The 19,127-nt window shown below is 69.7% G+C and carries 20 protein-coding genes; 8 read left to right on the top strand and 12 right to left on the bottom strand.

Annotated elements, in window-relative coordinates:
• The first annotated feature begins 150 nt into the window (after nt 1-150).
• From IBL26_RS07030 to IBL26_RS07000, 7 genes are all read left to right on the top strand, one after another.
• Nucleotides 151-1,062 (top strand): DMT family transporter, encoded by a 912-nt coding sequence (locus tag IBL26_RS07030; RefSeq protein ID WP_187783759.1) that lies wholly within the window; start codon nt 151-153, stop codon nt 1,060-1,062.
• A gap of 35 nt (nt 1,063-1,097) precedes the next feature.
• Entirely contained in the window at nt 1,098-1,517 is a 420-nt protein-coding gene (locus IBL26_RS07025) for a DUF805 domain-containing protein (RefSeq protein ID WP_187783758.1), read from the top strand.
• Nucleotides 1,514-2,971 carry a nitrilase-related carbon-nitrogen hydrolase gene (locus IBL26_RS07020; RefSeq protein ID WP_187783757.1) on the top strand — a complete coding sequence of 486 codons (1,458 nt, stop codon included), beginning with the start codon at nt 1,514-1,516 and terminating at the stop codon, nt 2,969-2,971. Before IBL26_RS07025 ends, IBL26_RS07020 begins: the two co-directional genes overlap by 4 nt.
• Nucleotides 2,968-3,357, top strand: coding sequence for a hypothetical protein (locus IBL26_RS07015; RefSeq protein ID WP_187783756.1), 390 nt, complete (start codon nt 2,968-2,970; stop codon nt 3,355-3,357). The genes IBL26_RS07020 and IBL26_RS07015 overlap by 4 nt, the downstream gene beginning before the upstream one ends.
• Complete coding sequence (gltX, locus tag IBL26_RS07010) at nt 3,354-4,685, top strand: glutamate--tRNA ligase (protein WP_187783755.1); 1,332 nt, start codon at nt 3,354-3,356, stop codon at nt 4,683-4,685. Before IBL26_RS07015 ends, gltX begins: the two co-directional genes overlap by 4 nt.
• 264 nt (nt 4,686-4,949) lie before the next feature.
• Complete coding sequence (locus IBL26_RS07005) at nt 4,950-5,918, top strand: magnesium and cobalt transport protein CorA (protein ID WP_187783754.1); 969 nt, start codon at nt 4,950-4,952, stop codon at nt 5,916-5,918.
• 178 nt (nt 5,919-6,096) lie between these two features.
• Complete coding sequence (locus IBL26_RS07000; protein ID WP_187783753.1) at nt 6,097-7,044, top strand: cation diffusion facilitator family transporter; 948 nt, start codon at nt 6,097-6,099, stop codon at nt 7,042-7,044.
• A gap of 168 nt (nt 7,045-7,212) precedes the next feature.
• On the opposite strand, the gene IBL26_RS06995 is transcribed toward IBL26_RS07000, so the two are convergent.
• The 12 genes from IBL26_RS06995 to IBL26_RS06940 all read right to left on the bottom strand — a co-directional run bounded on the left by IBL26_RS06995 (nt 7,213) and on the right by IBL26_RS06940 (nt 18,103).
• The gene (locus tag IBL26_RS06995) at nt 7,213-8,559 is read right to left on the bottom strand and encodes a hypothetical protein (RefSeq protein WP_187783752.1); all 1,347 of its coding nucleotides are present in this window, start codon (nt 8,557-8,559) and stop codon (nt 7,213-7,215) included.
• A complete protein-coding gene (locus IBL26_RS06990; protein ID WP_187783751.1) occupies nt 8,550-8,996 on the bottom strand; it encodes a molybdenum cofactor biosynthesis protein MoaE in 447 nt (148 codons plus the stop codon). The genes IBL26_RS06995 and IBL26_RS06990 overlap by 10 nt, the downstream gene beginning before the upstream one ends.
• 5 nt (nt 8,997-9,001) lie before the next feature.
• Complete coding sequence (gene moaD / locus IBL26_RS06985; protein WP_187783750.1) at nt 9,002-9,253, bottom strand: molybdopterin converting factor subunit 1; 252 nt, start codon at nt 9,251-9,253, stop codon at nt 9,002-9,004.
• A 4-nt stretch (nt 9,254-9,257) separates the two neighbouring features.
• Entirely contained in the window at nt 9,258-9,806 is a 549-nt protein-coding gene (locus IBL26_RS06980; RefSeq protein WP_187783749.1) for a hypothetical protein, read from the bottom strand.
• Nucleotides 9,807-9,970: 164 nt separating this feature from the next.
• Nucleotides 9,971-10,582, bottom strand: a complete 612-nt coding sequence (gene pgsA, locus IBL26_RS06975) for a CDP-diacylglycerol--glycerol-3-phosphate 3-phosphatidyltransferase (protein ID WP_187783748.1) — start codon at nt 10,580-10,582, stop codon at nt 9,971-9,973.
• A 24-nt stretch (nt 10,583-10,606) separates the two neighbouring features.
• Nucleotides 10,607-12,727: an excinuclease ABC subunit UvrC gene (gene uvrC / locus IBL26_RS06970; protein WP_187783747.1), complete on the bottom strand. Its 2,121-nt coding sequence runs from the start codon at nt 12,725-12,727 to the stop codon at nt 10,607-10,609.
• A gap of 920 nt (nt 12,728-13,647) precedes the next feature.
• Complete coding sequence (locus IBL26_RS06965) at nt 13,648-14,049, bottom strand: dihydroneopterin aldolase (protein ID WP_187783746.1); 402 nt, start codon at nt 14,047-14,049, stop codon at nt 13,648-13,650.
• Nucleotides 14,046-14,819 (bottom strand): SDR family oxidoreductase, encoded by a 774-nt coding sequence (locus tag IBL26_RS06960; protein WP_187783791.1) that lies wholly within the window; start codon nt 14,817-14,819, stop codon nt 14,046-14,048. Before IBL26_RS06960 ends, IBL26_RS06965 begins: the two co-directional genes overlap by 4 nt.
• Nucleotides 14,820-14,907: 88 nt before the next feature.
• A complete protein-coding gene (locus IBL26_RS06955; protein WP_187783745.1) occupies nt 14,908-15,699 on the bottom strand; it encodes an ABC transporter ATP-binding protein in 792 nt (263 codons plus the stop codon).
• A complete protein-coding gene (locus tag IBL26_RS06950) occupies nt 15,699-16,472 on the bottom strand; it encodes an ABC transporter permease (RefSeq protein ID WP_187783744.1) in 774 nt (257 codons plus the stop codon). The genes IBL26_RS06955 and IBL26_RS06950 overlap by 1 nt, the downstream gene beginning before the upstream one ends.
• Before the next feature lie 10 nt (nt 16,473-16,482).
• Nucleotides 16,483-17,448, bottom strand: coding sequence for an ABC transporter substrate-binding protein (locus IBL26_RS06945; RefSeq protein WP_187783743.1), 966 nt, complete (start codon nt 17,446-17,448; stop codon nt 16,483-16,485).
• A gap of 181 nt (nt 17,449-17,629) precedes the next feature.
• On the bottom strand, nt 17,630-18,103 hold the full coding sequence (locus IBL26_RS06940; RefSeq protein WP_187783742.1) for a DMT family transporter: 474 nt from the start codon (nt 18,101-18,103) through the stop codon (nt 17,630-17,632).
• Between the two features lie 83 nt (nt 18,104-18,186).
• Between IBL26_RS06940 and IBL26_RS06935 the strand changes: the two genes are divergently transcribed.
• Nucleotides 18,187-19,092, top strand: a complete 906-nt coding sequence (locus IBL26_RS06935; RefSeq protein WP_206684164.1) for a LysR family transcriptional regulator — start codon at nt 18,187-18,189, stop codon at nt 19,090-19,092.
• The last annotated feature ends 35 nt before the right edge of the window (nt 19,093-19,127 follow it).

The raw sequence follows: 19,127 nt of genomic DNA, 5'->3' as shown, positions 1-19,127 counted from the left end.
GGTCCACCACCAACATATGGATATCGCAGCGCGAAATGCCGCCGCAAGAGGCAAGCCACCGAGTCTGCCATGGCCGGCGGTAAAATCACGCAACCCTCATTGTCGTGGGGCCCGATGGGCAAGGCCCGGCGCTCAAGGTTATGCTGCCGCATGCCCAGCCCAGCCCCTGCCGCCCCCGGCTCGATCGCCTCCCCTGCCAGGGAGCGGTTGACCGGTCTGCTCTGCGCCGTCGGCGTCGTGCTGGTCTGGACGGGCTTCCTGCTGGCCTCCCGCCTCTCGGCCACGCAGCCCTTCACGCCGTGGGACGTGGCGGCGCTGCGCTATTCCGGTGCCTTCCTGGTCGGGCTGGCACTGGTGGCGGCCTTTGGCTGGCCCCGCATCCCGCCGCTGCGTGTCCTCGGGCTGATGGCGGGCGCCGCCTTTGGCTTCCCCCTGGCCTCCTATGCCGGCTTCACCTTCGCGCCGACCGCGCATGGCGCGGTGTTCATGACCGGGCTGCTGCCCTTCGTCACCGCCGGCCTCGCCACGCTGTTCTTTGGCGAGGGGTGGGACCGGCAGAAGGTCGTGTCCCTGGCCGTGGTCGGCATCGGCATCGGGCTGCTGGCGGCGGATACGTTCGGCTCCCACCCCGGGGCCTGGCGGGGAGATGTGCTGTTCCTGCTGGGCTGCTGCTCCTGGGCCAGCTTCACGCTGCTGATCCGCCGTTGGCGTGTTCAGGCGGTGGCGGCCACCACGGCGCTGGCGCTCTACCCGGTGTTTCTCTACCTGCCGGTCTGGTGGCTGTTCCTGCCCAGCCGCCTGGCGGAGGCCCCGCTCGGCGCCGTGGCGTTCCAGATGGTCTATCACGGGCTGTTCGCCGTAGTGGTGGCCGGCTTCCTGTTCACCCGGGCCGTGAACGCCCTGGGCGCCGCCCGCACGACTACCGTCACCGCGCTGACGCCCGCCCTGGCGGCGCTGGCCGCCTGGCCGCTGCTGGGGGAACCATTGGGCTGGGTGGGGCTGCTGGGCGTCCTCCTGGTCTCGGCCGGCATGGTGCTGGGGGTTGCGCGCCGCCCCAGCTGAGGCCAACTCGGCCGGATGACGATGAGGACGACCGAGTGAAACGCTGGCTCAGCCCCCGTGGGCGCATCGGGCGCCATACCTACTGGTTCGGCTACCTCATCCCGGTGGGCGGGGCGCAGATGATCCTGTCCTTCCTCATCATGACGCTGATCACGCAGAGCCTGGGCCAGATGACGCTGATGGCGCTGGACGATCCCGGCCAGGACGGGCTTACCGCCATGCAGGACCTGGCATCCGCCAGCGCCCGTTGGAGCGGCGCCATTCAGCTGGCCATGGTGCTGCTGTGGGTACCGATGCTGGCCGGCGCCGCCAAGCGCTGGCGCGACCTGGGGCAGAGCGGCTGGTGGGCCCTGCTGGTCCTCATTCCCGGCCTGGGCATTGTCATCGCGCTGGTACTGGGCTGCCTGCGCGGCCAGCCCGACTATCGCGAGGCCTTGCCGGCGCCGCCGGCGTGAGCCAACGCCTGAACCTCGCTCTGGCAGCACTGAACCCGCATCTGGGTGCGTTGCCCGCCAATGCCGCGCGCATTCTGTCCATGCGGGCGGAGGCAGCGGGCCAGGGGGCGGCGCTGCTGCTGACGCCCCAGGCCTCGCTCTGTGGCCATCCGGCGCGGGACCTCGCCCGGGATGCCGGCTTCCGCGCCGCCTGCGACGCCGCGCTGGCCGAACTGGCCGCCGCCACGGCCGATGGTGGCCCGGCCCTGTTGGTGGGCGCGCCGGCTTTGGAGGCCGGTGCGCTTTACGACACGACCTTCCTGTTAGGGGAGGGCCGCATCCTGGCCCGCCGCGCCCGCCACGCGGTGCCGGAACGGGACGGCCTCTTCCAGCCTGGCCCGGCACCTGGCCCGGTCGCCTTCCACGGCATCCGCCTGGGGCTGATGACCGGCGCCGACCTCGCTGACCCCAGCGTGGCGGAGACCCTGGCGGAATCCGGCGCTGAGTTGCTGCTCTGCCCCGGCGCCACGTCCGCCGGCGTGGCCGATACAGTGCCCGAGATCGACCTGGCGGTGGCGCGCGTGGTGGAAACCGGCCTGCCGCTGGCCTGGGCCGGCCAGTGGGGCGGGCAGGACGAGGATGTCTATGCCGGCGGCGGCTTCGTGTTGAATGCCGACCGCTCCCTGGCCCTGCGCCTGCCCGAGATGGGCGATGCGCTGGCAGTGGCCGCGTGGCAGCGGGAGGTGGAAGGCTGGCATTGCGCGCCCCAGCCTCTGCCGGCTGCCATGGCGGGGGAGGAGCGGCTCTGGCGCCTGCTGACGTTCGGCCTCGCCGATCACGTGTCCAGGAACGGCTTTGCCGGCGCTGCCGTGCCGCTGGACGGTGGTGTCGGTGCGGCGCTGGTGCTGGCGCTGGCGGCGGACGCGTTCGGCACCAGCCGGGTACGGGCCCTGGTCCCGGAGGACGCGTCGCCGGACGCCGCCATCCGCCTCGGCCTCGCCTGGCAGCGCGTGCCTACCATCGCCGTGCCGGGCTGCGAGGCACCGGAGGCCGCGCGCCGGCTGCGCGATGCCATCCTGCTTTCCCTGGCCGAGGCGCGGGGTGAGGTATTGTTGCCCGGCTTCGACCGCACCGCCTGGCTGCTGGGCGAGGCCTCGACCCCTGGCGGCTTCGCTCCGTTGAAAGGCCTGTATGCCAACGAGGCCCACGCCCTGGCCCGCTGGCGCGGCCTCGACGTGGCGGCGGTGGCGCCGGGCAGCGACGCCGACGCCGTCCTGCAAGCCCTGGCCGATCGCGGCCAGACCCCCGGCGCCCTGGCGGCGCGGGGCGCCGACCTATCGATGGCCAGCGCTCTCTGGCGCAGGATGCACCGGGGCGGGTACAAGCGGCAGCAGGCTTCCCCGGGCATGACGCTCGGCCGGTGGCGAGATCGCCACGCCCCCCTGACCCATGGATTTACTGACCCAGCCTCATGAGCGGTTCCTTCGACGAAAACCTCTTCTCGCCCGAGGGCGGCTTTGCCGTCCGTATCCGTGACCTCTCCGGCGGCAATGGCGCCGAGCCGGTGGAGACCATCCGCGGCTTCCCCACGCTGGTGCAGGCCAACGCCTTTGCCCGCCGCTACGTGCGCGACTCGATCGAGCGCTGCCGGGCGAAGGGCATGGGCGCGGAGGATGTGCTGCAAGCCTGGTTCGCCTTCGGCGAGGACGCGGAAGTGGTGAGCCAGGACGGCCAGGGCTGGACCAGCGGCACCGAGATCCGCGACTTCGCGGCGAACAAGGTGGAGGACCCGGAGGAGCGCAACTGGCGCGTGCTGGACCCCCGCCGCGATGAAGACGACGACGCGGAGGATGCCGAATGAAATTGCGCTTCGCCCCCAGCCCGACGGGCTACCTGCATGTGGGCAATGCGCGCGTGGCCCTGGCCAACTGGCTGGTGGCGCGCAAGTCCGGCGGCACCTTCGTGCTCCGCTTCGACGACACGGATACCGAGCGTTCCAAGCCCGAATACGCCACGGCGATCGAGGAAGACCTGCGCTGGCTGGGCCTGGACTGGGATGAGAGCTTCGCCCAGACCGAGCGGCTGGAGGCCTATGAGGCCGCCGCCGCCCGGCTGAAGGCCGATGGCCGCCTCTACCCCTGCCTGGAGAGCGAGGAGGAGCTGCGCTTCAAGCGGGAGCAGCGCCAGCGCCAGGGCCGCCCCCCGGTCTATGACCGCGCCGCCCTGCAGATGACGGCGGAGCAGCTGGAACGCGCCATCGCCAACGGCAAGAAGCCCTATTGGCGCTTCAAGCTCTCCCCGCGCACGGTGGAGTGGCAGGACCATGTCCTCGGCCATCGCGCGGTGAAGCTGCCGCCGATCTCGGACCCGGTGCTGATCCGGGCCGACGGGTCGTTCCTCTACACCTTCACCTCGGTGGTGGACGACCTGGATACCGCCATCACCGGCGTCATCCGCGGTGAGGACCACGTCACCAATACCGGCGTGCAGATCGACATCATGGAAGCGCTGGGCATGCGCCCGGGGCGGATCGACTTCGCGCACCTGCCGCTGCTGACGGATGCGGATGGCAGCCAGCTGTCCAAGCGCATCGGCTCCATGGGCCTGCGGCAGTTGCGGCGGGATGGGATCGAGCCGGCGGCGCTGGCCGGGTACCTGGCGGCGCTGGGCTCCTCGCAGGACCCGGTGGCGGGCATGCCGGCGCAGCTTGTGGCCGGCTTCGCGCTGGACAAACTCTCCAAGAGCTCAGCGCGGTTCGACCCGACGCAACTGCTGGCGCTGAACCGCCGCTACCTGCACGGCCTGAGCTTCGAGCAGGTGAAGGCCCAGTTGCCGGAGGGCGCCGACGAGGCCTTCTGGCTGGCCGTGCGCGGCAACCTGGACCTGATGTCCGAGGCCCGGGACTGGCACGACATCGCTACCGGCGCGCCGGAGATCCCGCCCCAGCCGGACCAGGCCGAGTTCCTGCGCGCCGCCCTGGCCGCCCTGCCGCCCGCGCCATGGGACGAGACGACCTGGAGCGCCTGGACCCGCGCGTTGGGCGCTGCATCCGGGCGCAAGGGCAAGGCGTTGTTCCTGCCTCTGCGCCTTGCCCTGACGGGGGAGGAGCATGGGCCCGAGCTGAAGCTGTTCCTGCCCCTGATTGGCCGGGAGCGGGCGGAGCAGCGGCTGGTGCAGGCAGCCGGCTGAAGCTTTAACCGCCGCTTCACGTCTCGGACACACACTGGCTGGTACTGGAGCATGATGCGTTCGCCTTCGTTCACGCACCATGCTCAACGCCTTTGTCTGGTCGCGTGATTCAGGCTTTCGGTGATCCCACCTTACGCCATCACGCTCCAGGTCTTTGTTTGATCACGTGATTCACGCCTTGCGGTGCTTCCACCTCAGGCGATCACGCACTATCGCCGGGGCCGGCACGAACACGCCGGCCCGGTTCAGCGGGGAGACGGTTGGATGAGCGTTGTCGCCGCATCGATCTACCGGGATGGCTGCGCCGTTCCGGACCCCTCCCGCCCGCCGGAGGCGCGCTGGCGGCTGGATTCCGGCGAGTTCGTCTGGATCGGGCTGTTCGAGCCGTCCGAGGGCGAGCTGCGGGAGCTGGCCGAGCGCTTCGGCCTGCACCCGCTGGCGGTGGAGGACGCGCTGGCCGCCCACCAGTTGCCCAAGCTGGAAGTGTACGGCGAGCAGCTCTTCGTCGTCGCCCGCACCGCGCGGCTGGAGGATGGCGAGATCCTCTATGGCGAGACCGCCATCTTCGTCGGCCGCAACTTCATCATCACCGTCCGGCACGGCTCCGCCCGCGCCCATACCAAGTTGCGCAACCAACTGGAGGCGGCGCCTGAGCGGCTGAAGCATGGCGTCGACTTCGTGCTGCACGGCGTGCTGGACTTCATCGTCGACGGCTACACCCCGATCATCGAGGCGATCGAGGAAGAGGTGCTGGCGCTGGAGAGCCGCTCCCTAGAATGCCCGCTGACCAAGGACGAGATCCAGCGCATCTTCCGCCACAAGCGGCACCTGATGCGGTTCAGCCGCATCCTGGGCCCGATGCAGGAGATGAGCGGCAAGCTGGAGAAGCTGGACCTGCCCTGCATCGACGCCGACATGCGCCACTATTTCCGCGACGTGAACGACCATGTGAAGCGGGTGGAGATCCAGGTCGGCGGGTTGCGGGATGTGCTGCGCTCGGTGTTCGAGCTGGGGCTGCTGATCGAGCAGCAGCAGCAGAGCGTCATTACCCGCAAGCTGGCCGCCTGGGCCGCCATCCTGGCAGTGCCGACCGCGATCGCCGGCCTCTATGGCATGAACTTCGAAAATATGCCGGAACTGAAATGGGCGTATGGCTACCCGATGACGGTGGCAGTCATCGTGGCGGTCTGCGGCTTCCTCTATTCCCGCTTCCGCAAGGCCGGCTGGCTGTAGCGCTGCAACCCGAGGTGGCCAGCCCGGGTTCTGCACGGCACCACGCCTCGGCGCGGGTTCGCCACCGGCCGATGCGTGCGGCCTCTGCGACGATCACGCGCCAGGGCCCCGTTTGACCCTGTGACCCATGCTTTCCGGTGGCCCCACCGCGGGCGGTCACGCTCCAAGGAATACGGCCATGGCGAGCAGCGGCTCCCGCAAGGTCATCTACGCGGCGCTGGCGGGCAACCTTGCCATCGCGGTCACGAAATTCGCGGCGGCGGCCTATACCGGTTCCTCCGCCATGCTCAGCGAGGCCATCCACTCGGCGGTGGATACCGGCAACCAGGGGCTGCTGTTGCTGGGCCTGCGCCGTGCCGCGCGGCCGCCCGACCCGGACCACCCCTTCGGCCACGGCATGGAGTTGTACTTCTGGGCCTTCGTCGTCGCCCTGCTGATCTTCTCGCTGGGCGGCGCCTTCTCGATCTACGAGGGTATCCACAAGATCTCGGCGCCCGAGCCGATGCGGAATGCCTGGGTGAACTACGCGGTGCTGGGCTTGGCCATCGTGTTCGAGGGCTTTTCCTTCCGCGTGGCGCTGCGCGAGTTCCGCAGCATGCATCTGGGCGAGCCGCTCTGGGGTGCTATCCGTGCCAGCAAGGACCCCAGCGTGTTCGCCGTGCTGCTGGAAGATTCGGCGGCGCTGTTCGGCCTGTTCATTGCCATCATCGGCGTTGCCCTGTCCCAATGGCTGGAGATGCCGGCGCTGGACGGCGTGGCCTCGGTCATCATCGGCGTGCTGCTCGTCGGCACCGCGGTGTTCCTGGCGCGGGAGACGCTGAGCCTGCTGACCGGTGAATCCGCCTCCCGCCGCTCGCTGGCCGATGTCCGCGCGGTATTGGCGGCCGACCCGCGCGTGGCGGCGGTGGACGAAATGCTGAGCATGCAGCTCGGCCCGCGCGAGGTGCTGCTGGCCATCACCATCGACTTCCGCGACGACCTGAACGGCGAGGAGGTGGAACGCGCCGCCGCCGAGCTGACCCTGGCCGTGGAAGGTAGCCACCCGGAGATCACCCGCCTGTTCATGCGCCCACGCCGCCTGAAGCCCGGGCCGGCGGTGGCGAGCCTGCCGGATGCACTTGGCTAGCCGGGTTTCTTCTGCGGCTTGAGAGGGGCTCGGCCCGTCTCGAACTCTCCCCGCCAAAAGCCTGAGGCCTTTGGAAACCCATTTCTGGAACTGCCCTGGTTGATCGTGGGCTGCTCCTTGTGGCGGGCGGACTGGCATTGGGCGATAGGGCTCGGCCAGGTGGTCTCCCTAGGCGGCGATGGCCGCCGGGGGTGACGCCACCACGGGCCGGCGCGGCAGGGCCAGCACGGCCACGCCGAAGGGCAGCAACCAGGCGATGCGCGCCTGGTACCGGTGGTGCGGCTTGGACAGCGCCCCGGTGGCGAAGGCATTGGCCGCCACGGCGACGAACAGGAACAATGCGAAGGCCTGCGGCGCCCCGCGCAGCCGCCACGCCATGACGGCCAGCCCGGCCATACCCAGCAGCAGCACCGGCGCGTAAGGCCACAGGAACGGCGCGGCGCGGCCCGGCAGCAGGTCCCGCGCCTGGGCAGCAGCGTCGTAGCGCGCCACTTCGGCCGGGCCGAAGCCTTGCTCCAGCCTGGGGCGGGCGGCGGTGCCGAGATTGTCCCGCCCCAGCGTGTCGCCCACCCCGGCCAGCAGCAACTGCCGGCCGAAATTCCGTAGCGCGGCCCAGGCGACGCCGACCGGCTCCCGCCGGATCGTCTCAGCGACGATCTGACGCGCTTCCGGTGCCAGCCGGGCCCCGCCGAGGAAGATGGCGTTGCCGTTGGCGTCCCGGTTCAACGGGCTGTCCGGCAGCCAGAGGAAGTCGTCGCTATCCGCCGGCAGCCGCCCGGCCCAGGCGCAGAGATACCAGCCAGATTGCGGGCAACGTGCCTCGATGGTACGGGCGGCGGTGCCGTCCCCGATCATCCGTGCCAGCAGGAAGGTGGAGCCGTAGGGGGAGAGCGACAGCCGCCCATGGCCGACCCAGTTGGTGCCCAGCAGCAGCCCTACCGCCAGCACCAGCGGCGCCACCACGCGCAGCACCGGCCACAACCGCCGTGCCAGCAATGCCGTGGCCACGACCAGCGCCGCAGCCAACGGCAAGTGGGAGAGATGCGCGGCGATGGACAGCGTGCACAGCACCAGCAGATAGGCCACTTCCCGCCGGGACAGCGAAGCCCGCCCCAGCCCGAGCAGGTACAGGCACAGCGCCACCATCGGCGTCAGTGCATCCGGCATCAGCAGCGCGGTCACCCAGGGCAGGGCGGTCAGCAGCGCCAGCGCCAGGCAGAGCAACAGGTGCGCGCCAGGCGTGGCATGGCCGCGCACCGCCCGCTGCGTCAGCCACAGAAGGTGGGCCATCACCAGCCCCTGCGCCAGCAGCGGCCCCCACAGGCTGATGCCCCAGTGGAAAGCGTGCAGCAGGGGGCCGTAGATCCAGGGTTTGTCCCAGATCATGAGAGGCTGCACCGTCTGCGCCAGGAAGGCGCCGGTATCGCTGAACAGGATGGGGTAGCCGTTGAGGAAGGCGGGCCAGACCAGCATCAGCCCGCCCAGCAGGATGGCGAGAAGCGCCTTCAACCCCATTTCGCCGCGGCGGCGTCGTCGCTGGCGCGGGCTTCGACCCAGCGGGACTGGCCGTCGGCGAATTCCTCGCGCTTCCAGAACGGCGCGCCGGTCTTCAGCCAGTCGATCAGGAAGGCGCAGGCTTCCAGCGCGGCGGTGCGGTGGCGGCTGGCAGCCAGCACCAGCACGATCGGCTCCCCAGGCAGGATGCGGCCGACGCGGTGGATGACGGTGCAGCCGGTCAGTGGCCAGCGGCCCTCCGCCTCGGCCACGATGCCGGCCAGGGCGCGCTCGGTCATGCCGGGATAATGTTCCAGCACCAGCGCCGCCAACCCGTCATCGGCCCGGCAGAGGCCGAGGAAGCTGGCGATGCCGCCCACATCCACCCGTCCGGCCGACAGGGCGGCGGTCTCCGCCGCCACATCGAACGGCGCTTCCTGGACGCGGATGGTGGCCATGCCGCTCAGCCGCCGGTCACGGGTGGAAAGAACGCCACTTCATCGCCGGCGCGGACAGGGTGGTCCCGCGTGCAGAATTCCTGGTTCACGGCAGCGCGGATCTGCTTGCCATGCGCAAAAGCCTCGGCATGGCCGGCGCTGCGGCTGCTCAGCCAGTCCATCAGCCCGCCGATATCAGTGACGGCGGGTGGGGGGGAGACACGCTCCGACCCCAAGCCGACCTTCTGCCGCACCCAGGCGAAATATAGGACTTCCATGGCGTCAGCGCGGCGTCGGGACCTGCCGCACGCGGCCATCGGCATCCATCAGCGTCGTGGTGGAGCCCTGGGGCACGGCGATGCCGGTGGCACCGTCCGGTGTCGTGTAGGTGGCGTAGCCGGGGCCACCGCCGGTGGTGATGGCCGGGCCTTGCGGCGTTGGGATCACGCGGCCATCGGCACGGGCGGGCGGGGCATAGACCGGGGCGGGCGGCGGCGCCGGCTGGCGCAGGCCGGGATAGGCATCCGTCACCGGCGGCAGGGCCGGCGGGGTGGAACTGCCCCGGCGCAGCGGCGGCGGCCGGTCATTCTGCTGGTCCGGCCGGATCACCGCATCGGGGTTGCCGATGGTGCCGCGGCGCTCTTCATCCGATGCGCTCGGCCAGACGCTGCCGGCAACCGGCAGCAGCGGATCGACCTCGACCGGCTGCCCCATCACGCGGGCCACCGTCAGGCTGTCCACCGGTGCTTCCAACGGGCGGCCGGCACAGGCGGCCAACGCCGCCAGGGCGCCCACTGCCGTCAACCGCAACGCCATCCGGGGCTTGCCCATTATCGACTCCTGACAAACGAGAATTCCAGCGCATGATCGCTTGCGGTGGAAACACCGGGAAGCGCCAATCATGCGATTAACAAAGGCGTGGGCGTTGCGTTCCGGCGCGGAACCGCCCCTGCGATGAAGATGCGGTCGCGCCGCATCTCCCTCAAGATGCGGGCCTACGAAGGCGGCAGGTTTTCCCCGGCGGAGCGGGCGACATCCTGCTCCTCCGCATGGCGCAGGCCGGCCCGCAGGTAGTCCCAGCCAGTGACCAGGGTGAGCACGGCGGCGGCCCAGAGCATGGCCTCCCCCAGCATGCTGACCGGCAGGAAGCCGAGGCCCAGCACCCGCGCGCCGGTATCGCCGGCCAGCAGGGTGCCGAGCGCCGCCATCTGCATGCCGGTCTTCCACTTCGCCAGCCGCGTCACCGGCAGGCCGACGGACAGCCCGGCCAGGAACTCGCGCAGGCCGGAGACCAGGATCTCCCGCAGCAGGATGACGATGGCGGGCAGCAGGCCGAGCGGGGAAAGCCGCTCCAGCCCCGCCAGCAGCATCAGCGCGGAGCCGACCAGCAGCTTGTCCGCGATCGGGTCCAGCATGCGGCCAAAGGCGGAGATCAGCTTCCGCTCCCGCGCGATCTTGCCGTCGAAATAGTCGGTGATGGCGGCGATGGCGAAGACGGCGCAGGCCGCGGCATCCCCAACCGGCGTGCGAAGCGCCGCCAGCAGCACCAGCAGCGGGATCGCGGCGATGCGGGAGATGGTCAGCAGGTTGGGCAGATCAGTCGGCAAGCCAGTACCCTATCACGCTCTGCCTCAGCCCTTTGCCGAATTCGGCCCGCTTGCGCCAGGGTGGAAATGCTCATGGATGCGGGTCGCCATCGCCGGACCGATGCCTGGGCAGTTGTTCAGGTCGCTCAACCCGGCCTGCCGCACCCCGCGGGCAGAGCCGAAATGGTTCAGCAGCCGCCGCTTGATGGCGGAACCGACGCCGGGGATCTCGTCCAACTCGCTGCGCGTTAAACTTTTGGAACGGCCGGCGCGGTGGGTGGTGATGGCGAAGCGGTGCGCCTCGTCCCGCAGCCGTTGCAGGTAGTACAGCACCGGGTCGCGTGGCGGGAGCTGGATCGGCGCATGGCCTTCCCGGTAGAACCATTCGCGCCCCGCATCGCGGTCCGGCCCCTTGGCCACGGCGACCATCGGCAGGTCCTCCAGCCCCAGCTCCGCCATGACCGCGCGGGCGGAGGAAAGCTGGCCGGCGCCGCCATCGATCAGCACCAAATCCGGCCAGCCCTCGCCATCCCGCGTCGGGTCCTCCTTCAGCGCCTTGCCGAAGCGCCGTTCGAACACCTCCCGCATCATCGCGAAATCGTCGCCGCCGCCACTGGCGGCACGGGAGCCGCCGCCGGCGCGGGGCGGCCTGGCCGGTGCCTGGCCGATGGTGCCGGGCAGGGGGGAGCGGCCTTCGCCCATGCCGGGCAGCATCACCACCTCGCCATCCTCGGCGCTGACGATGCCGCCGCCTTCCAGCGGCGCGGCCTGGGGGGTGCCACGCGGGTTCCGCACCAGCCCGCTCTCGCCCCGGATGGCGTATTTGCGGTAGGCACCTTTCATGAAGCCGTCCGGCCCGGCGACAACCATCACGCCATAGGCGTTGCTGCCCTGGATATGGCTGTTGTCGTAGATCTCGATCCGCTTCGGCGGTTCCGGCAGGTCGAACAGGGTGGCGACGCCGTCCAGCAGGGCGCCCTGGGCAGTGCTCTCGGCCAGGTGGCGTTCCAGCGCCTCCCGCGCGTTGGTCGCGGCGTGGTCCACGGCGGCGCGCTTCTCGCCGCGCTGCGGCCGGTGCAGCTCCACCTTGCGTCCCGCCTTGATGCTCAGCGCCTCCCCGATCAGCCCGGCCTCGGGCAGGTCGTGGGAGAGCAGCACCAGCGGCGGCGGCGGCAGGTCGTCATAGAGCTGGGAGAGGAAGGCGGTCAGGACCTCGTCCGGTGCCGCGTCATCCTTGGCGTGGCTGGGGAAGAAGCTGCGGTTGCCGTTGTTGCGGCCGCCGCGGAAGAAGAACACCTGGACGCAGGACTGCCCGGCCAGCTGGTGCAGCGCCACCACGTCGGCATCGCCCACGCCTTCCAGGTTGATGCTGTTCTGCCCCTGGATATGCGTCAGGCCCCGGATGCGGTCCCGGATGCTGGCCGCACGCTCGAACTCCAGCGCCTCGGCCGCCTGTTCCATCTCGGCGGCCAGGTTCTTCTGGATGCTGGGTGTCTCGCCGGAGAGGAACTGCTTCGCTTGCTTGATCAACCCGGCATAGTCGTCCTTGCTGATGCGGTCCACGCAGGGGGCCGAGCAGCGCTTGATCTGGTAGAGCAGGCAGGGCCGGTCCCGCGCCGAGAACACCGTGTCCCGGCAGGAGCGCAGCAGGAACACGCGCTGCAGGGCCGTGATGGTCTGGTTGACGGCCCAGGCGCTGGCGAAGGGGCCGAAGTAGCTGGCGCCCTTCCGCTTCTCGCCCCGGTGCTTGCCGATCATCGGGTAGTCGTGGTCCTCCGTCAGCAGCAGCCACGGATAGGATTTGTCGTCCCGCAGGACGATGTTGTAGCGCGGCCGCAGCCGCTTGATCAGGTTGGCCTCCAGCAGCAGCGCCTCTGCCTCGCTGCCCGTGGTCACGATCTCCATCTTGCGGGTGCCGGAGACCATGCGGCGCAGCCGCTCCGGCAGCCGCCCGATCTGCGTATAGGCGACGACGCGCTTCTTCAGGTTGCGCGCCTTGCCGACATAGAGGGCATCCCCCTTGGCATCGAGCATGCGGTACACGCCCGGCGCCGCCGGCATGTGGACCAGCGCCGCCTCGATCACCGCGACGCCCTGGATGGGCGAGGCTTCCCCCGTTTCGTCGGAGGAGAGGCCGGGGGCAGGGGGGGAGTCAGGGGCGGACATGGGCAGGATCAATCACGCACAGCAAGCTGGCTCAAGGGGTTGCTAGGCTTTTCCACGGGGCCTGTGGACAACTCTGTGGAGCGCACGGGGGCAATGGCCGGAAAATGGCTGTCATCCGCCATTCATACGACAATGCTTACGGTTTGAGCATAAGGATGAAGCGAACAAAATCAACAAGATAGAAGTTTCCTTCCGTGCAACGGGCCGTCAAGTGCAGCATTTCCATTGACGAAAGGTCGCTTTCAGGCGGTGCCGGGCGGCGGTGGATGAATTGTGGCAATGGGCCGGTTTTGGCCAGCTCGAAGCAGGTTTTGGGACTCCACCAAGCGAAATCTTGTCCACCGTTTCAGTGGATAAGAATGTGGGCAGGGACGGGGGGATCGGAAAGAGCCCCTGTTTTCACCACGCGTATCCTCGGAGCGCATAAGGCTGCCTTCACCGGGCCGGCCCCGTCCGGGCATGGCATCATGCATTCGATGCATGGCTCGCGGATCGGCATGAGGGCTTGGTCGGCGCTCGGGCCGGCCTGGGAGTTGTCCACCGATTTCGTGGATAGGTCTGTGGGTACCTCACCGGTAAGCCGCACCACCAGCGGGGATAGTCTGCCGCCGCCGCCGCACACCGCCTGTGCTCAGGATGCGGGCAGGAAGACGCCACGCTTCCGCAACATCGAAGCGCTGCCCGAAGGGCGGGAGTTGTTCACCGAAGCTGTGGAAAACTCTGTGGAGGACAGGTGGGCCAACGCCGGAAAACGGCTGTCATCTGCCCGTTACACAATGTTGCCCAGAGTTTGGGCAAATACGTAACCTATTGTTTTCACGAAGAACCTTGCGATTTCAAGGGCCCGGGCCTGTCAAGCCCCAGATGACGGTTCAGTGAAAAAACTCAGCCGCGCCAGTATTTTGCCGCGGTGGATGATTTCACGATGTCAACTGCCGCACGCGCTCAACGGTCACGCCGACACCGGTCACGTCGGCGAAGGCCTCGGGCTTCTCCACTGTCACCCGCACCTTCAGCACCCGCAGGTCCTTCAGCGCTCCCAGGGCGATCCGCTCGGCCAGGGTCTCGGCCAGGCGGACATGCTCGCCGGTCGCGGTGGCGCGGGCGCGCTTCACCACGGCCTCGTAATCCACCACCCGGTCCAGCCGGTCCGCGCCGGTGCCATGCGGCGCCGCGTCGTCCCGAACCAGCAACTCGATATCGATGAGGACGCGTTGCGGCGCTTCCTCATGCGGGTAGATGCCCAGGCGCGCCTGCACGTCGAGGCCACGGATGAAGACCCGCCGCAGGCCGGAGGCGGCATCGGGAGTGTAGCTGATCATTCCGGCAGGCTTTGCCCCTGGGAGGGGGCCCATTGCAAGTGCTGGCCGCCATCCAGCGCGATCATCTGCCCCGTCATCGCCGGCAGGCGCAGGATGGCCAGCACGGCTTCGGCCACCTCGGCCGCGCTGGTGCCGTGCTCCAGCGGCACGCTGGCGCATTGCTGGGCGAAGTGTTCCGGGCTTTGCCGCGTGCTCGGCATGGCCGGGCCGGGACCGATGCCATTGACGCGGATGCGCGGCGCCAGCGCCAGCGCCATGCTCTGGGTCAGCGCCCACAGCGCGGCCTTGGAGACGGTGTAGCTGACGAAATGCGGCGTCAGGGACCACACACGCTGGTCCAGCATGTTGATGACGACGCCGGTGGCGTGTTCCGGCAGCGCGGTGGCCATGGCCTGCATCAACACGAAAGGTGCGCGCAGGTTGGGCTCGATATGTAGGTCCCAGCTCTCGCGGGTCGCGTCGTGCCACTCATCCCGCTCGAACGTGGAGGCGTTATTGAGCAGCACGCCGACCGGCCCCAGCGCCGCCGTGGCATCCGGGATCAGCCGTGCCACCTCGGCCTCCGCCGCCAGGTCGGCGTGCAGCATCACGGCACGGCGGCCCAGTGCCTGCACGGCCTGGCAGGTCGCTTCCGCGTCCTCCCGGCTATCCCGGTGATGGATGGCGATGTCGAAGCCAGCGCCGGCCAGGGCCAGGGCGCTGGCGCGGCCCAGCCGGCGGGCGCCGCCGGTGACGAGGGCGACGCGGGGGATCGAATCGGAAATCGGCATGGGGGCGAGAGTGGGGGAGGCCTCGCGTGGCGTCCAGGGGGCGCGCAGGAAGCGGGGCCGGGGGATCATGCTCCCCGGCCCCGCTGCCTCAGCCGATCGCGGCCTTGCGGACTTCCTCGCGGATTTCCGCCATCAGCCGGGCTTTCAACTCGGCGAAGACCGGGCTGGTCTTCACCGTCCAGTCGCGCGGGTAGGGCAGGGGCACCGGCACTTCCGCCTTCACCCGGCCCGGGCGGGCGGACATCACCAGCACGCGGTTGGCCAGGAAGATGGCTTCGTCGATATCGTGGGTGACGAACAGCACGGTCTTGCGGGCTTCCGGGCTGTCGGCGCCCCACACTTCCAGCAGCAACTCCTGCATCAGCTCCCGCGTCTGGTGGTCCAGCGCGCCGAAGGGCTCGTCCAGCAGCAGAATCTCGGGGTCGTTGGCCAGGGCGCGGGCCAGGGCGGTGCGCTGCTGCATGCCGCCGGAGAGCTGGCGCGGCCAGTGGTTCTCGAACCCCCGCAGCCCGGTGCGGGCGATGAACTTCTCCGAGATCTCGCGGATCTGCGCCTCCGGCAGCTTCCGCTCCCGCAGGCCGAACTCGATGTTCTGCCGCACCGTCAGCCAGGGGAACAAGGTGTAGGACTGGAACACCATGCCACGGTCCGGCCCTGGCCCGGTCACCTGCCGGCCGCCAAGGGTTACGGTGCCACCGCTCGGCCGGTCCAGCCCAGCGACGATGCGCAGCAGGGTGGACTTGCCGCAGCCTGACGGGCCGAGGATGGAGACGAACTCGCCGGGCGCGACGTCCAGGTCCGTCGGCTGCAGGGCCAGGGTCGGCGCGGTGCGGCCCTGGCCGGGGAAGGTGCGGGTCAGCCCGCGAATGGTCAGGACCATCAGAGCGCCGCCCAGCGGAACAGGCGCCGGTTCAGCGCCTTGAACAGGAAGTCGGTGACCAGGCCGATGATGCCGATGACGACGATGCCGAAGATCATCTGCCCGGTATCCAGCAGCCGCTGGCTGTCCATGATCATGTGGCCAATGCCGCTCTGCGCGCCGATCAGCTCGGCGACGATGACGTAGGTCCAGGCCCAGCCGAGCACCAGGCGCAGCGCCTCCATCACCTGCGGCGCGGCGGAGGGGATGATGACGCGGCGCAGGATGCCACGGCTGCGCGCGCCCAGCGTATAGGCGGCCTCCACCAGGTCCACCCGCGTGGCCCCGGCGATGACGGCGACCATGATGACGATCTGGAACACGCTGCCGAGGAAGATGACCGAAAGCTTCTGCGCTTCTCCCACCCCCGCCCACAGGATCAGCAGCGGGATGAAGGCGGAAGCCGGCAGGTAGCGGGCGAAGGAGATGAAGGGCTCGAAGAACGCCTCCACCCCCTTGTAGGCGCCCATCATCAGGCCAAGCGGCACGGCGATGACGGCGGCCAGCACGAAGCCGCCCAGCACGCGCCATACCGTCATGCCGATGTCACCCAGGAAGTTGTATTCGGTGAACAGCGAGATGCCTGCCGCCAGCGCCGCGCCCGGCGAGGCGAGGAACAGCGGCTGCACCACGCCGCCATAGGTGACGGCGGCCCACAACCCGATGAACAGGACAAAGAAGCCGATGCCCAGGACGACCCGGGCACCGGCGGAGACTGGCTTGAGCGGTTCCATCACTCTGGCATCAGGCGACGAAGCGGGTGTCCAGCAGCTTGGCGAGGTCCGGCGCGGTGCGGACGACGGCGGCCTCCTTCTGCACTTCCAGCGCCTTGCCCATGAAGGCCTGCAGGTCGCCGCCGACATAGGCCTTGTTCATCGCGGCGTCCTGCCACTCGATGAAGGCGGCGCTGGCCTTGAAGGCCTCGCCGGACTGGTTGACGCGCTTGCCCATGATCTCGAACGACTTCTCCGGCTCGGCCTTGATCATCGCCAGGGCGTCGTACCAGCCCTTGATGACGGCCCGGACGGCGCCCTCGTTCTTGGCCACGAAATCCGGCGTGAAGGCCAGGGTGTCCACCACGCAGGGATAGTCCGTCGTCGTCGCCAGGATGCGGCCCTGCGTGGCGCTGATGCCGCGGATGGAGGAGAGGTAGGGCTCGTAGGTGGAGCAGCCGTCGAACTGCCCGGCGACGAAGGCCTGGGCGGCCGGCTGCGGCGCCAGGGTCGCGGTCTGCACGTCCTTGATGGACAGCCCGTTCTCCCGCAGCATGTAGGCCAGCACGAAGTAGGGCGTCGTGCCGGCGCCATCGACCGCGAAGGTCTTGCCCTTCATGTCGGACCAGCCGCCGATGGTCGGCCGCACGGCGATGCCGTCGCCGCCCTTGGACTTGTCGAGCACCAGCACCTGCACCAGCGGCATGGTGCTGCCCCAGAGGATCATGGTGTCCACGGTGGTGACCACGCAGTTCAGCGCGCCGGCGGCCAGGGCCAGGTTGCGCTCCCGCTGCGGCACGAACTTGGTCTCGACCTCGACGCCTGCGGCCTTGAACAGGCCGGCCTGCTCGGCCAGCGTCAGTGGCGCGAAGCCGGTCCAGCCGGACATGCCGATGGTGATCTTGGGCATGGCCTGCGCCCGGGCGACATGCGGGGCAGCCAGGGCGCCGGCCATGCCGGTGGCGGCGGTGGCAAGCAGGTTGCGGCGGTTCAGCATGAATCGTCTCCCAGGGGCCTGAGGGCGGCGCGCGGGCCAACCCAGGCCAGCAGCCTAACGCGGGGCGGAAGCGTTGCGGAAGGGCCACGGGGCTGGGCTTCTGCGGTGTGGGCACCGCCACCGCGACCCAGCCTGCCCGGGCGGTGGGCAGGCTGCCCGCCGGGCTGGCAGGGCGCGGCCATCAGCGCGCGGTGGCGCTGGCCTGGCTGGCCCATTGCGTCACCACCATGCCGCCGATGATCAGCGCCGCGCCCAGAAGCCGCATCGGCGCGACCGGCCTGGCCGGCAGCCCCACCAGGCCGAAATGGTCGATGGCCAGAGAGGCGACGATCTGCCCGGCGATGACGGCGACGATGAAGCCCGCCGCCCCCAGCCTGGGCGTCAGCAGCAGCGCGGCGGTGAGGTAGAGCACCCCGGCCGCGCCGCCGGCCCAGACCCACCATGGGCCCTTCAGGGCATCCCCGATGGCCGGGAAGGGCAGGCGGAATGCCAGCATGACCGGAATCAACAACGCGATGCTGACGGTCAGGGACACCAGCGTTGCCCAGAGCGGATGCCCGATGAGCCGCCCGAGCGCCGCGTTGGCCCCGGCCTGGAAGGGTACGGCGGCCCCGGCCAGCAAGGCGGCGGCGAGGAGAGGCGTGGTGCTGGGCATGTCGTTTCCCGATCAGGTCGTGGGTGCCAGGCTGGGTAGATTATCCGCCCTGCTGATGGAAATTCGGATTTCGTCCGCATACCATGCACCGAATGAATAGCCTGCAAAGTGTCGATCTGAACCTGCTGGTGGTGCTGGAGGCCCTGCTGGCGGAGCGTCATGTCTCCCGCGCCGCCACCCGGCTGAACAAGAGCCAGCCGGCGGTCAGCCACGCGCTTGGCCGGCTGCGCGCCTTGCTGGGCGACCCTTTGTTGGTGCGTCGCGCCGGCCAGTTGCAGCCGACCGCGCGGGCCTTGGAACTGGCGCCGCAACTCTCCGAGGCGCTCCACCGGATGCGGCAGCTGCTGGGGCCTTCGAGGTTCGACCCGGCCACGGCGCGGCGGGTGTTCCGGCTGGCGATGTCCGACTACGGCTCGGCCGTGCTGCTGCCGGGGCTGATGCGGCGGCTGCGGCGGCAGGCGCCCGGCATCGACCTGATGATCAGCCAGACGGGGCGGGAGGGCATGCTTTCCCAGGTCATGGAAGGTGAGATCGACCTGGCGCTGGCCGTCTGCCCCGATGCACCGCAGGGCCTGCACTGCCAGACGTTGTTCCAGGAGGAGTTCGTCTGCGTCGCCGATGCCGCCACGCCGGCCGCCGTGGAATTGGAGGCCTATCTGGCCCGCCCGCACGCCTCTGTGGCGCTGCGGCCGGATATGCCGAAGGAGGTGGACCTCGCCCTGGCCGCGATCGGGCGCAGCCGCCACGTCGCGCTGGTGCTGCCGCATTGGGGGCCGGCGACGCGCGTGGTGGCGGGGACCGACCTGGTGCTGACCGTCGCCCGGCGGATCCTGCCGGCGCGGCCGGAGGCGGAGGGATTGCGGGTCTTCCCGCCGCCCTTCGCCATCCCCGGCTTTGCGTTCCAGCAGGTCTGGCACCCGCGCCGGGACGGCGATGCGGCACATCGCTGGTTGCGGGAAGCGATCATGGAACTGGGCGCGGAGCTCTAGCCGGAGCGGGGCACCTGCGCATTCCGGCTGTCTGG

The sequence above is a fragment of the Teichococcus aerophilus genome, assembly GCF_014490485.1.
In the GTDB taxonomy this organism is placed as follows: Bacteria; Pseudomonadota; Alphaproteobacteria; order Acetobacterales; family Acetobacteraceae; genus Pseudoroseomonas; species Pseudoroseomonas aerophila.
The sequence above is the reverse complement of the archived record's forward strand: the minus strand, read 5'-3'. Positions and strand labels throughout refer to the sequence as shown.